Annotated in this window: 11 protein-coding genes, 1 tRNA gene and 1 pseudogene; 11 read left to right on the forward strand and 2 right to left on the reverse strand. The window is 74.3% G+C overall.

Going from position 1 to position 12832, the window contains the following annotated elements; genetic code table 11:
* Window positions 1-60: 60 nt before the first annotated feature.
* Window positions 61-576: an SUKH-4 family immunity protein gene (locus AB0E88_RS02390; protein WP_361622457.1), complete on the forward strand. Its 516-nt coding sequence runs from the start codon at window positions 61-63 to the stop codon at window positions 574-576.
* Window positions 577-726: 150 nt separating this feature from the next.
* Here the strand turns inward: AB0E88_RS02390 and AB0E88_RS02395 are convergent.
* A tRNA-Cys gene (locus AB0E88_RS02395) sits at window positions 727-798 on the reverse strand.
* A gap of 185 nt (window positions 799-983) precedes the next feature.
* Here AB0E88_RS02395 and AB0E88_RS02400 point away from each other — a divergent pair.
* The 8 genes and pseudogenes from AB0E88_RS02400 (at window position 984) to dapE (ending at window position 8929) form a co-directional block, all read left to right on the forward strand.
* A complete protein-coding gene (locus AB0E88_RS02400) occupies window positions 984-2516 on the forward strand; it encodes an MFS transporter (protein WP_361622460.1) in 1533 nt (510 codons plus the stop codon).
* A gap of 19 nt (window positions 2517-2535) precedes the next feature.
* Window positions 2536-2697, forward strand: a pseudogene (locus AB0E88_RS02405) (MFS transporter); the annotation flags it as partial.
* A 47-nt stretch (window positions 2698-2744) separates the two neighbouring features.
* Window positions 2745-2945, forward strand: a complete 201-nt coding sequence (locus AB0E88_RS02410; protein WP_361622463.1) for a hypothetical protein — start codon at window positions 2745-2747, stop codon at window positions 2943-2945.
* Window positions 2942-3343, forward strand: a complete 402-nt coding sequence (locus AB0E88_RS02415) for a type II toxin-antitoxin system death-on-curing family toxin (protein WP_361622466.1) — start codon at window positions 2942-2944, stop codon at window positions 3341-3343. Before AB0E88_RS02410 ends, AB0E88_RS02415 begins: the two co-directional genes overlap by 4 nt.
* 118 nt (window positions 3344-3461) lie before the next feature.
* Window positions 3462-5264, forward strand: coding sequence for a DEAD/DEAH box helicase (locus tag AB0E88_RS02420; RefSeq protein WP_361622469.1), 1803 nt, complete (start codon window positions 3462-3464; stop codon window positions 5262-5264).
* Window positions 5265-5652: 388 nt separating this feature from the next.
* Window positions 5653-6294, forward strand: a complete 642-nt coding sequence (locus tag AB0E88_RS02425) for a helix-turn-helix domain-containing protein (RefSeq protein ID WP_361622472.1) — start codon at window positions 5653-5655, stop codon at window positions 6292-6294.
* Between the two features lie 134 nt (window positions 6295-6428).
* On the forward strand, window positions 6429-7880 hold the full coding sequence (locus AB0E88_RS02430) for an amino acid permease (RefSeq protein WP_361622475.1): 1452 nt from the start codon (window positions 6429-6431) through the stop codon (window positions 7878-7880).
* Window positions 7877-8929 (forward strand): succinyl-diaminopimelate desuccinylase, encoded by a 1053-nt coding sequence (gene dapE, locus AB0E88_RS02435; RefSeq protein WP_361622478.1) that lies wholly within the window; start codon window positions 7877-7879, stop codon window positions 8927-8929. Before AB0E88_RS02430 ends, dapE begins: the two co-directional genes overlap by 4 nt.
* On the opposite strand, the gene AB0E88_RS02440 is transcribed toward dapE, so the two are convergent.
* Window positions 8910-10451 (reverse strand): helix-turn-helix domain-containing protein, encoded by a 1542-nt coding sequence (locus AB0E88_RS02440; protein WP_361622481.1) that lies wholly within the window; start codon window positions 10449-10451, stop codon window positions 8910-8912. The two genes, dapE and AB0E88_RS02440, sit on opposite strands and share 20 nt — an antisense overlap.
* 101 nt (window positions 10452-10552) lie before the next feature.
* On the opposite strand from AB0E88_RS02440, the gene AB0E88_RS02445 reads away from it, so the two are divergent.
* On the forward strand, window positions 10553-11344 hold the full coding sequence (locus AB0E88_RS02445) for a chorismate synthase (protein ID WP_361622484.1): 792 nt from the start codon (window positions 10553-10555) through the stop codon (window positions 11342-11344).
* The gene (gene menC / locus AB0E88_RS02450; RefSeq protein WP_361622487.1) at window positions 11341-12456 is read left to right on the forward strand and encodes an o-succinylbenzoate synthase; all 1116 of its coding nucleotides are present in this window, start codon (window positions 11341-11343) and stop codon (window positions 12454-12456) included. The genes AB0E88_RS02445 and menC overlap by 4 nt, the downstream gene beginning before the upstream one ends.
* Window positions 12457-12832 lie beyond the last annotated feature (376 nt).

The following is a 12832-nucleotide window of genomic DNA, read 5'->3' on the forward strand; positions in this document are numbered from 1 at the left end:
GTTCGGAGTGCGGGACAAGGACAGGGAGTTCGCCCGCACGGGGAAGCACACGGGGGAAGCATGAGCACGCACACCATCACCGCCAGGGGACCCGACACCGCCTCAGGGCTGGCCCTGGATCTGCCGCCGCGGCTGCTGGACGAGGAGTTCGGCGCCGCGCGGATCGTCCGCTTCGAGGAGATCGACTTCCCGCGCGCCCTCACGCACGAGCCGACGCGCCGTTTCCTGCGCGAGTCCGGCCTGCCGGAGGAGACGCCGTGGTTCCGGCTGGACATGGACGTCCCGCTGGCCACGCTGGAGGAGTACGCCGTGCACGAACTGCGGCTCGCCACGGCCCCGCACGAGGCGCTGCCGCCGGGGGCGGCCCGCCTGATACGGCTCGGCGAAGCCGTGGACGGCACCAGCCTGACCGTCGACGGCGCGACGGGCACGGTCCTGTCCTGGCCCGGCCGCGGCACCACCGCGCAGCCCCTGAACGCCGACGTCTCCAGCCTCGCCTTCCTGCTGTGGCTGGCCCACCGCCGCGAAACGGGCTCCCTCGACCACGCCGGCACACCGGTGGCCCTGGGCATCTAGCCCCGGCCCCGCGCGCCGGCAGGCAGAGGGACCGCGCGACGGCGGGTGGAAGAGCCCGCGCGACCGCACGCACAGGCCCCCGCGCCGGCACGCGTAAGGGCGGCGGCCTGGGAAGGCCGCCGCCCTTACGTTCGCCTGGTCAGGCGCCGGAGGCCGTGGCGGGAATCGAACCCACGTAACTCGCTTTGCAGGCGAGTCCCTGAACCACTCGGGCACACGGCCGGGTCGGTGTGGAGCCCCAGGGGACTCCGTTCCGAACTCGGTGAGTTGACCGTACGGCGGGGCGGGAGCGGGGCTCAAGGGAAACCCGGGTCGTGCAACGCGACTGCCACACGCCGTTCATGAAGGAGGCCGGAGCAAGGGCGAGACAGGGGCGCAACTCCGTTACGGGCCTTACCCTGGCGACCATGAGCGCCCTCGAACCGCGCGACGACGCCGTCGCCCACGAACAGGCTGGCGACCAGGCCGCCGACCGGGCCGCCGACCGGGCCGTCCACCGGGCCGCCGACCGGGCCGCCGACGGGGTGGGCGCGGGGGCGCCCGCTGTCCGCGAGACCGTGCTGAGCCGGTCCTACCGGGCGCTGAGCATCGGGATCGTCTCCGTCATCGTGCTGATCGCCTTCGAGGCGACCGCCGTCGGCACGGCGATGCCGGTCGCGGCGCGCGAGCTGGACGGGCTGTCGCTGTACGCGTTCGCGTTCTCGGGGTACTTCACGACGAGCCTGTTCGGCATGGTGCTCGCCGGGCAGTGGTCCGACCGGCGCGGCCCGCTCGGTGCGCTGACCTGCGGGATCGCCGCGTTCGGCGCCGGACTGCTGCTGTCGGGGACGGCGGGCGCGATGTGGCTGTTCATCGCCGGGCGGGCCGTGCAGGGCCTCGGCGGCGGGCTGGTGATCGTCGCGCTGTACGTGGTCGTGGGGCGGGCGTATCCGGAGCCGCTGCGGCCGTCGATCATGGCGGCGTTCGCGGCGGGCTGGGTCGTGCCGTCCGTCGTCGGCCCGCTGGCCGCCGGTGCGGTGACCGAACACCTCGGCTGGCGCTGGGTGTTCACCGGCATCCCGGTGCTCGTCGTCGTCCCGCTGGCCCTCGCGCTGCCGCAGATACGGCGGCGGGCGTCCGGCCCGGTGGACGGCCACGGCGACCCGGCGGACGGAAAGACCTCCTTCGGCCGCCGGCGCCTGCGGCTCGCGCTCGGCATCTCCGTCGGCGCCGGGCTGCTCCAGTACGCCGCGCAGGATCTGCGCCCGCTGTCGCTGCTGCCCGGCGTCGCGGGGGCCGCGCTGCTCGTGCCGGCGGTGCTGGGGCTGCTGCCCCGCGGCACGTACCGGGCGGCGCGCGGGCTGCCGTCGGTCGTGCTGCTGCGCGGGCTGGCGGCCGGGTCCTTCATCGCCGCGGAGTCCTTCGTGCCGCTGATGCTGGTCACCCAGCGCGGCCTCGCGCCGACGCTCGCCGGGCTCTCGCTCGCGGCGGGCGGCGCCACCTGGGCGCTGGGCTCGTGGGTGCAGGCCCGGCCGCGGATGGAGCCCCACCGGGAGCGGTTGATGACCCTGGGCATGGTGCTGGTCGCCTCGGCGATCGCCGCCGCGCCGAGCGTGCTGATCGACGGGGTGCCGGCGTGGACGGTCGCCGTCGCCTGGGGCTTCGGCTGCTTCGGGATGGGCCTGGTGATCTCCTCCACCAGCGTCCTGCTGCTCCAGCTGTCCGCCCCTGAGGAGGCCGGCGCCAACTCCGCGGCGCTGCAGATCTCCGACGGACTGTCCAACGCCCTGCTCCTCGCCGCCGGCGGAGCGGCCTTCGCCTCCCTGGGCGGGGGCACGGTGAGTCACACGGACAGCCAGAGCGCGGGTGCGCATCCGGCCGCCTTCGCGGCGGTGTTTCTGCCGATGGCGTGCGTGGCGCTGCTGGGCACGTGGGTGACCACCCGGCTGCGGCAGCGGTGAGACGCGCACTCCTCGCACGGCCCGTGGCGCGGCCTTCGCCTCCCTGGGCGAGGGCACGGTGAGTCACACGGACAGCCAGAGCGCGGGTGCGCATCCGGCTGCCTTCGCCGCCGTGTTCCTGCCGATGGCGTGCGTGGCGCTGCTGGGCACGTGGGTGACCACCCGGCTGCGGCAGCGGTGACCGGCAATTCCGTCGCGCGGCCCGTGGCGCGGCCATAGTCTCCCCGCATGCAGGAGCTGACCGTTTTCCTCGACCCCGGCCTCGGGCAGGCCCTCGGTGATCTCGCGGACGCGACCGGGCTGCCGCCCGAGGAGATCGCGCGGGAGGCCGTCCGCCGGTATGTCGACGCCGAGGCCGCTCGGGTGCTGGCCGCCGGTGAGCGGCTCGCCTCGGCGCACGCCGAGCTGCTGCGGAGGCTGGGCGAGTGAGCGCCGGTCACACCCCTGCCCGCGCCACCCGGCACCTCACCGTCGCCGAGGTCACCGCGCTCGCCGCGACCGCGTTCGGCGGGCGGCCGCCCGAGGCGCGGGAGGCCGGGCTGCTGGCCTCCGCGGTGCACCGGCCGCGGGCCCGGATGTTCGGCACGCCCGCCTACGACGACCTGTGGGAGCAGGCGGCCGCGCTGCTGCACGCCCTCGCCACGAACCATCCCCTCGTCGACGGCAACAAGCGCACCGCCTGGCTGGCCGCGGCGACCTTCCTCGCCGTCAACGGCGTCGATCTCGCCGGCTGCGACCAGGACACGGCGTACGACCTGGTCATCGACGTGGCCTCGGGCAAGGAGAGCGAGGTGGGGGTGATCGCGGGGCGGCTGAGGGCGCTGTGACGTGAGTCCCACCCGAGGGCGAGCCGGGCTTGTCCGCGCGTGGTGCGGGGTGCGGCGCCGGTAGGGTGGCCCGGTTGTCATACGTAGCCGAGCCGCCACGACCTTGATCCCGGAGACCGTGACTACCACCGCCAGCTCCCCCTCGTCACACTCGCACCATCTGTCGCCCGCGTTCCCCGGCCGCGCCCCCTGGGGCACCGCCAGCAAGCTGCGCGCCTGGCAGCAGGGGGCGATGGAGAAGTACCTCCAGGAGCAGCCACGTGACTTCCTGGCGGTCGCGACCCCCGGCGCAGGAAAGACGACCTTCGCCCTGACGCTGGCGTCCTGGCTGCTGCACCACCACGTCGTGCAGCAGGTGACCGTGGTCGCACCGACCGAGCACCTGAAGAAGCAGTGGGCCGAGGCCGCTGCCCGGATAGGGATCAAGCTCGACCCCGAGTACAGCGCCGGGCCGCTGGGCCGCGAGTACGACGGTGTCGCGGTGACCTACGCGGGCGTCGGCGTGCGGCCCATGCTGCACCGCAACCGCTCCGAGCAGCGCAAGACCCTCGTCATCCTCGACGAGATCCACCATGCCGGTGACTCCAAGTCCTGGGGTGAGGCCTGTCTGGAGGCGTTCGAACCGGCGGCGCGGCGTCTGGCGCTGACCGGTACGCCGTTCCGCTCCGACACCAACCCCATCCCCTTCGTGACGTACGAGGAGGGCGCGGACGGCATCCGCCGCTCGGCCGCCGACTACACCTACGGCTACGGCTCCGCGCTGTCCGACGGCGTCGTCCGGCCGGTCATCTTCCTCTCCTACAGCGGCAACATGCGCTGGCGCACCAAGGCCGGTGACGAGATCGAGGCCCGCCTCGGCGAGCCGATGACCAAGGACGCCGTCAGCCAGGCCTGGCGCACCGCGCTGGACCCGCGCGGCGAGTGGATGCCGTCCGTGCTGCGCGCCGCCGACCAGCGGCTCACCGAGGTCCGCAAGGCCATCCCGGACGCCGGCGCCCTCGTCATCGCCTCCGACCAGGACTCCGCCCGCGCCTACGCCAAGCTGATCCGGGAGATCACCGGCCACAAGGCGACCCTGGTGCTGTCCGACGACACCGGCGCGTCGAAGCGGATCGACGACTTCAGCGCGAGTGACGACCGGTGGATGGTCGCCGTCCGCATGGTGTCCGAGGGTGTCGACGTGCCGCGCCTCGCGGTCGGCGTGTACGCCACGACGATCTCCACGCCGCTGTTCTTCGCGCAGGCCGTCGGCCGTTTCGTGCGGTCCAGGCGGCGCGGCGAGACCGCGTCCGTCTTTCTGCCGACCGTGCCCGACCTGCTCTCCTTCGCCAACGAGATGGAGCGCGAGCGCGACCACGTCCTGGACAAGCCGAAGAAGGACGGCGAGGAGGACCCCTACGCCGAGGAGGACAAGCTCCTCCAGGAGGCCGAGCGCCAGCAGGACGAGGACACCGGCGACCAGGACATGCTGCCCTTCGAGGCGCTGGAGTCCGACGCCGTCTTCGACCGGGTGATGTACAACGGCGCCGAGTTCGGCATGCAGGCCCACCCCGGCAGCGAGGAGGAGCAGGACTACCTCGGCATCCCCGGCCTGCTCGAGCCCGACCAGGTCCAGATGCTGCTGCAGAAGCGGCAGGCCAAGCAGATCGCGCACAGCAGGAAGAAGCCGGCCGAGGAGGCCGACCTGCTGGAGATGCCCGCCGAGCGGCGGCCGGTGGTCACGCACAAGGAGCTGATGGAGCTGCGCCGCCAGCTCAACACCATGGTCGGCGCCTACGTCCACCAGAGCGGCAAGCCGCACGGCGTCATCCACACCGAGCTGCGCCGGGTGTGCGGCGGCCCGCCGAGCGCGGAGGCGACGGCCGGGCAGCTGCGGCAGCGGATCGCCAAGGTCCAGGAGTGGGCGACCCGCATGAAGTGACGCCGGGGGCCCGCGCGGGAAGGGGCGGGCGGCCCGGCCGTGACGCGTGGGCCGGGCGCCCGAAGTGCCGCTCGGGCGATGTCCCCGAGGGGTGTGCGAGCACGGTTGTGCGCTGTACGTATCCGGACAAACACAGATGGTTCGTCTCGGCCATTGCCCGGATTCTGGACGGAGCCTTCCGCTGAGCGAACCTGCTTCGCTACTGTCCCGCTACGCACACGCCCCGTGGCAGAGCCGCCGCGGAGCGCAGCCGTGAAGCGACTGGGTCCGGAAACGACCCGGACCGTCACCGATCGGCGGCCTTCGTTGCGCGTCACCGACGGGACTCGGTGACGCATACCGTCCCTGTGGAGGCCCGCCGACCTCACCACTTGGAGGAGTGGGCGTCGTGACCGCGGAGACCTCTCAGACGCTCGACCGAGGACTGCGAGTCCTCAAGCTGCTGGCCGACACGGACCATGGGCTGACCGTCACCGAGCTTTCCCACAAACTGGGCGTGAACCGGACCGTTGTGTACCGGTTGCTCGCCACGCTGGAGCAGCACGCTCTCGTACGGCGTGATCTGGGCGGCAGGGCCCGGGTCGGGCTGGGGGTGCTGCGGCTGGGCCGCCAAGTGCATCCGCTGGTCCGCGAGGCGGCGCTGCCGGCGCTGCGTTCGCTGGCCGAGGACATAGGCGCCACCGCCCACCTCACGCTCGTGGACGGGACCGAGGCGCTGGCCGTCGCGGTCGTCGAGCCGTCGTGGACGGACTACCACGTGGCCTACCGGGCCGGGTTCCGGCATCCGCTGGACCGTGGTGCCGCCGGCCGGGCGATACTCGCGGCCCGGGCCAACCCGCTCGGCGACCCCGGCTACACGCTGACGCACGGCGAGCTGGAAGCCGGCGCCAGCGGGGCCGCGGCACCGCTGCTGGGGCTGACGGGCGTCGAGGGCAGCGTCGGCGTGGTGATGCTCGCCGACGCCGTACCGGAACGGGTCGGCCCCCGCGTGGTCGACGCCGCCCGCGAGGTGGCGGAGGCGCTGCGCTGAGCGCTCGGCCACGGCGTTTTGGCCCAACCGACAAACACCGGCCCGCCCCTTAGGCCGTTCCCATCACCCTGTGACATTCCCTCCTCCGCATCATCAAGGGCCTAACAAGCCCGTGCGGTGGAGGGAGTGGCAGCGTGGACACAGTCGGCACGCAGGCGCCAGCAGGACAGCGGACAAGGCCCGTCGGCCGGTTGACCCGGCGGCAGGCCGTCGGCTCGCTCGTCGGGGACGCCGGGCGCAGCCCGCTGCACCGGACCATGGGAGTCGCCCAGCTGACGTTGCTCAGCGTGGGCGCCACCCTGGGCACCGGGATCTTCGTCGTGCTCGGGCAGGCCGTGCCGGAGGCCGGGCCCGCGATCGTCGTCTCGTTCGTGCTGGCCGGCGTCACCGCCCTGTTCTCGGCGCTGTCGTACGCCGAGCTGGCCGGGATGATCCCCGGCTCCGGGTCGTCGTACAGCTATGCGTACGCCACCCTCGGCGAGCTGGTCGCCTGGGTGTGCGGCTGGTGTCTGATCCTGGAGTACGGCGTGTCCGTCGCGGCCGTCGCCGTCGGCTGGGGGCAGTACGTCAACGAGCTGCTCCGGCTCACGCTCGGCGTGACCCTGCCGGAGTCGCTCAGCGCCCCGCCCGGCGCGGGAGGCACCCTCAACGTGCCCGCCGCCCTGATCGTCGTCCTCGCCATGGCCGTCCTCCTGCGCGGCGCCCGCGAGAGCGCCGTCGCCAACACGGTCATGGTCGCCGTGAAGATCGCCGCGCTGGTGCTGTTCTGCGCGGTCGCCTTCACCGCGTTCCGCGCCGGGAACTTCCAGCCGCTGTTCCCGCTGGGCGCCGCCGGCATGAGCGCCGGAGCGGCCTCGCTGTTCTTCTCCTACATCGGGTTCGACGCCGCCTCCACCGCCGGTGAGGAGGCGAAGAACCCGCAGCGGGACCTGCCGCGGGCCATCATCCTCTCCCTCGTCCTGGTCACCGCCCTGTACGTCCTCGTCGCCGTCGCCGCGCTCGGCGCGATGCCCTGGACGAGATTCGCGGGCACGGAGGCCACGCTCAGCGAGGTGCTCGTGCAGGCGGTCGGCGGCGGCGACCTGTGGCCCGTCCTGCTGTCGGTCGGCGCCGTCGTCGCCACCACCAGCGTGGTGCTCACCGTGCAGTACGGGCAGATCCGCATCCTCTTCGCGATGGCCCGGGACGGCCTGGTGCCGCCGCTGTTCGCCCGCGTGCACCCGCGCACCGGAGTGCCCCGCGCCAACACGGTGATCGTCTCCACGTTCATCGCGGTGCTCGCCGCGCTGGTGCCGCTCGGCAGCCTCGCCGACGCCACCAGCATCGGCACGCTCTTCGCGTTCATGCTGGTCAACCTGGCCGTCGTCCTGCTGCGCCGCCGCAACCCGGACGCCCCGCGCTCCTTCCGCGTCCCGTTCTCCCCCGTCACCCCGATCCTCGGCGTCCTGTTCTGCGGCTACATGCTCTTCAGCCTCGGCACCGACACCTGGATCGCGTTCGGCGCGTGGATGGCGGCCGGGCTCGTCGTCTACGGCCTCTACGGCATCCGCCACTCCAAGCTCGACACCGCCCGGGAGGACGTGTGAGCGGCCTGGACCTGTCCGCCGACGTCGTGGACCTCACCCGCGCCCTCGTCGACCTCCCTTCCGTCAGCGGGCAGGAGGCTTCGATCGCGGACGCCGTCGAGGCCGCCCTGCGCCGACTGCCCCATCTGACCGTGCGGCGCACCGGCAACTCCGTCGTCGCCCGCACCCGCCTCGGCCGGCCGCGACGGGTCCTGGTCGCCGGCCACCTGGACACCGTCCCGGAGGCCGGGAACCTGCCCTCCCGGCTCGCCGACGGCCGCGTCCACGGCCTGGGTGCCTGCGACATGAAGGGCGGCGTGGCGGTGGCCCTGCGCCTCGCCGCCGCCGTGCCGGCGCCCTCCCGGGACGTCACCTACGTCTTCTACGAGTGCGAGGAGGTCGAGGGCGACCGCAACGGCCTGCACCGCATCGCCGCCGAACACCCCGCACTGCTCGACGCGGACCTGGCGATCCTCATGGAGCCCTCCGACGCCGGCGTCGAGGCCGGCTGCCAGGGCATCCTCACCGCCGACATCGTCGTGAAGGGCGCCCGCGCCCACACCGCCCGCGCCTGGCAGGGCGTCAACGCCGCCCACAAGGCGGCCGGCGTCCTGCGCCGCCTGGACGAGCACACGGCCGAACGGGTCCTCGTCGACGGCCTGGAGTACCGGGAGGGGCTCAGCGCCGTCGCCGTACGGGCCGGCGTGGCCGGGAACGTCGTACCGGACGAGTGCGTCGTCACCGTCAACCTGCGCTTCGCGCCCACCCGTTCACCGCAGCAGGCCGAGGCGTACGTGCGGGGCCTCTTCCCGGAGTACGAGGTGCGGGTCACCGAGGTCGTCGCCGGCGCCCTGCCGCACCTGGACCGGGTCGGCGACCTCGTCGAGGCGCTCGGCGCGCGGCCGAGACCCAAGCTCGGCTGGACGGACGTGGCCCGGTTCGCCGCGCTCGGCGTGCCCGCGCTGAACTACGGCCCCGGTGACCCGTCGCTCGCGCACACCCCCGGCGAGTACGTGCCCGTGGCGCATCTGCGGGCCTGCGAGGAGCGGCTCAGGCGGTGGCTGCGGTGAGGCCGGCCAGGGTGCGCAACTGCAGCCACAGCACGAGCCGTTCGTCCGCGTCGTCGAGGTCGACCCCGGTCTGCTGCTGGAGCTGCCGGAGCCGGTAGCGGCAGGTGTTGGGGTGCACGCCGAGCAGCTTCGCCGCGCCCGCCATGTCGCACCCGGCGTCGAAGAAGCACACCAGGGTGCGGGCGTACTCCGTGCCGTGCCGCTCGTCATGGTCCAGCACCCGGCGCCACGCGCCCGCGCTCAACTCGCGCCGCTCACCGAGCAGTTCGGTCAGCCGCAGCAGGACGACGCGCGGGCGCACCGCGTCCACCGACGCCACCGGCAGCTCCGGTCCGAGCAGCCGCAGCACCAGGTCGGCGTCGGCCCGCGAGTCCGCCGCCCGCCCGGGCTCGGGCACCACCTCGCCCAGCGCGGCCCGCACCGGCACCCGCAGTGCCTGCCCGGCCCGCGCCACGATGTCCTCGGCCAGCTTCACATGCCGCTCCCCGGGCCCCGGCAGCAGCGCGTACACCACCCCGTCCAGCAGCACGCACGCGTGCCGCCCGTATCGCGCCTCGCACTGCAGGCGTACGACGTCCAGCAGCCGCAGCGCGGTCTGCTCCGCGTCGGGCAGGCCGGCGGCGGTGCCGAGCACGAACGCCGCGACCCGCACCGGGCCCCGCACCCCCAGCCGCCCGGCGGCCGTGTCGTCGGCGCTGCCGTCGAGCAGACGGCGCAGCAGGTCGCCGCCCTGGTGCCGGGCGAGTTCCTGGGCGGCGCGGGAGCGCAGCAGGAGCAGCGCCGCCGTGGACGCGCCCTGCACGAGGGTCTGTTCGGCGTCGGGCGCGAGCCGGCCGTCGTCCACCACCCAGATCGAGCCGAGCGTCTCACCGCCCGCCCGCACGGCGACCGCCAGCCGGGGCAGGTCCCCCGCCCGCAGCGCGGGCAGCCGCACCGGGCCGCCGGCCGCGAACAGGACCCGGTACTGCTCGGTGTTCTCCGCGCTGACCGGCACCTGAAGACCGAGGATGCCCTGACGGCGGTCCTCGTCGACCGCCTGGCCCGGCACGGTCGAGTACGCCAGGATGCGCTGGCGCGGATCCTCCACGGCCGTCGCCCCGCCCACCGCCGCCGCGATCGCGTCGGCCAGCGCGAACAGGTCCGCGAGACCGCCGGCGGCCGGTGCGGGCCCGGAGCCGGCCGCCGAGGCCAGCAGCAGGTGCACCTGGTGCCAGGCCGCGTCCTCGTCGACCGACAGCAGCGCCACCCCGTGCGCCTCCGCCACCTCGGCCGGGCCGCCCGTGCCCCGCACCACGACTCCGGTCAGCCCCGCCCGCGCCGCCTCCTCCACCAGCGGTCCGGCCGCCTCGGGCAGCACCCCGACCGCCAGCAGCAGCGCGCCCGGCGCACGCGGCAGCGGGGCGTGGGCGTCGTACAGCAGGACGTCGGTGACGGGGACGGCGAGGCCGGCCGGCGCGGTGTGCAGGCGGACGGTGGGCCCGCCGACCACGTCCAGCAGGGCGCCGAGAGTGCGGGCGTCCATCGGGCTCCTTCGCGCATGATTGGCCGATCTCGCAAGGAACCTACGTCCACGTTGTCCTCTCGCACAACACACGCGTCCGCCCGGGCTTCGACACTCGAGCCATGACAGACACCGTGACGACCGGAGTCACCATCCGAACCGTCCACGACGTCGCCTCGCTCGCGGCCGTGGCCGACTTCTTCAGCGACGTGTGGCGCACCCCCCGCGTCGCGCCGCCCTACCCGGCCGAGGTGCTGCACAGCCTGGTGCACGCCGGGGGAGCCGTGCACGCGGCGCACACCGGACGGAGGCTCGCCGGGGCGGCCGTGGCGGTGCGCGGCGCGGACGGCGACACGTACTCGCTGGTCGCCGCCGCCGACCGCGGCCTCGGACACGCGGTGAAGCAGGCGCAGCGGGAGTGGGCCGTCGGCGTGGGCGCGAGCACCATGCGCTGGACCTTCGACCCGCTCGTCGGCCGCAACGCCCGCTTCAACCTGGCCAAACTGGGCGCGGTCGGCACGGAGTACCTGGTCGACTTCTACGGCCGCATGGCCGACGGCGTCAACGACGGCGACGAGAGTGACCGGCTGACGGTGACCTGGGGCCTGACGGGCCCCTCACAGCCGTACGACCCCGGCCCCGGCCCCGACCTCGGTGCGCAGGGGCCGGTCGCCGCCACGGCGCCCGACGGCGGCCCGCTCACCCGCCGCTCCCTCGACGACCGGCACCTGTGGTGCCGCGTCCCCGACGACATCGTCGCCCTGCGCGCCGAGGACCCGGTGCTCGCGCTGCGCTGGCGGTACGCGGTGCGCGAGGTGTTCACGCGGGCCTTCGCCGACGGCTTCCGGGCGACCGGGATGTCCCGCGACGGCTGGTACACCCTGACCCGCGCGGCCGGGGAGGCCGGCGCATGAGGCTCGAACGCGCCGAGATCGTGCACGTGGCGATCCCCCTCGTCACCCCTTTCCGCACCTCCTTCGGCACCATGACGACGAAGGACACCTTCCTGCTGCACGTCGTCACCGACACGGCCGAGGGCTGGTCGGAGTTCGCCGCCGACCCCGAACCGCTGTACTGCTCGGAGTTCGTCGCCGGGGCGGAGATCGTGCTGCGGGACTTCCTGCTGCCGCGCGCGGCGGCCCTGCCCCGCCTCACGGCCGCCGCCCTCGCCCCCGCCTGCGCGCGGATCAAGGGCCACGAGCTGGCCAAGGCCGCGCTGGAGACCGCCGTCCTCGACGCCGAGCTGCGCTCCTACGGCATGCCGCTCGCGGCGTATCTCGGCGCCGTGCGCGAGCGGGTGCCCGCGGGTGTCTCGGTCGGCATCCGGGAGTCCGTCGGTGAGCTGCTGGACGACGTCGAGCGCTATCTCGCCGAGGGGTACGTCCGCGTCAAGCTGAAGATCGAGCCGGGCTGGGACGTGGAGCCGGTGCGGGCGGTGCGCGAACGCTTCGGGGCCGGCCTGCCCCTCCAGGTCGACGCCAACACGGCGTACACCCTCGCCGACGCGGAGCACCTGCGGCGCCTGGACGACTTCTCCCTGCTGCTGATCGAGGAGCCTCTGGAGGAGAACAACCTGCACGCCCACGCACGGCTCCAGCAGCGGCTGCGCACCCCCGTCTGCCTCGACGAGTCCCTGCACAACGCCCGCGACACCGCCTCCGCGATCGCGATGGACGCCTGCCGTGTCGTCAACGTCAAGCCCGCCCGGGTCGGGGGCTATCTGGAGGCGCGCCGGGTGCACGACGTGGCGCACGCGCACGGGGTGCCGGTGTGGTGCGGCGGCATGCTGGAGACCGGCATCGGCCGCGCCCCGAACCTGGCGCTGGCCGCACTGCCCGGCTGCACCCTGCCCGGCGACACCTCCGCCTCCAGCCGCTACTTCGCCGAGGACATCACGGAACCGTTCGTGCTGAAGGACGGCCACCTGCCCGTGCCGACCGGCCCGGGCATCGGCGTGGAACCCCTGCCCGAAGCACTGCGCCGCTGCACGAGGGAACGCCGAGACCTGTACCGCCGCCGCCCGTGACGGCCGCCGCCCGTCGGTCTGCCGGGGACGGGCGTCGGCCTGGCGGCGACCGACCGGGGGCCGGGGACCGACGGCGGTGACGGGGACCGGCAGGGGTTGGCCGGGGACCTGAAGGCGGCCGGGCCGGGCGGCGGCCTGCCTGCGAGCGCGATCGGGGCGGAGACCGGGCAGCGGTCCCGCCGCCTTGCGCCGCCCGGCGCCGGGGAAGAGCGGCACCGTCCGTGCCGCCTTGGGCGGGGAGGGGCCGGCGGCCCTCCCCGCCCGGGCGGGGAGTGGATGAGCGGTCCGTGGCCCTTGGGTGGGGGCCATGCTGCCCTGGACGGGCTGGACGGGGAGGGGACGAACGGTCCGCGCCGGGCGGTTGAGCGGCTTGCGC

The organism is Streptomyces sp. NPDC028635 (genome assembly GCF_040637635.1).
Taxonomy (GTDB): Bacteria; Actinomycetota; Actinomycetes; order Streptomycetales; family Streptomycetaceae; genus Streptomyces.

Bases quoted from the DNA above. Each gene is read 5' to 3' on its own strand.
- AB0E88_RS02390 (WP_361622457.1), top strand. From the start codon at position 61: ATGAGCACGCACACCATCACCGCCAGGGGACCCGACACCGCCTCAGGG.
- AB0E88_RS02410 (WP_361622463.1), top strand. From the start codon at position 2,745: ATGCAGGAGCTGACCGTTTTCCTCGACCCCGGCCTCGGGCAGGCCCTC.
- menC (WP_361622487.1), top strand. From the start codon at position 11,341: ATGAGGCTCGAACGCGCCGAGATCGTGCACGTGGCGATCCCCCTCGTC.
- AB0E88_RS02400 (WP_361622460.1), top strand. From the start codon at position 984: ATGAGCGCCCTCGAACCGCGCGACGACGCCGTCGCCCACGAACAGGCT.
- AB0E88_RS02445 (WP_361622484.1), top strand. From the start codon at position 10,553: ATGACAGACACCGTGACGACCGGAGTCACCATCCGAACCGTCCACGAC.
- AB0E88_RS02440 (WP_361622481.1), bottom strand. From the start codon at position 10,451: ATGGACGCCCGCACTCTCGGCGCCCTGCTGGACGTGGTCGGCGGGCCC.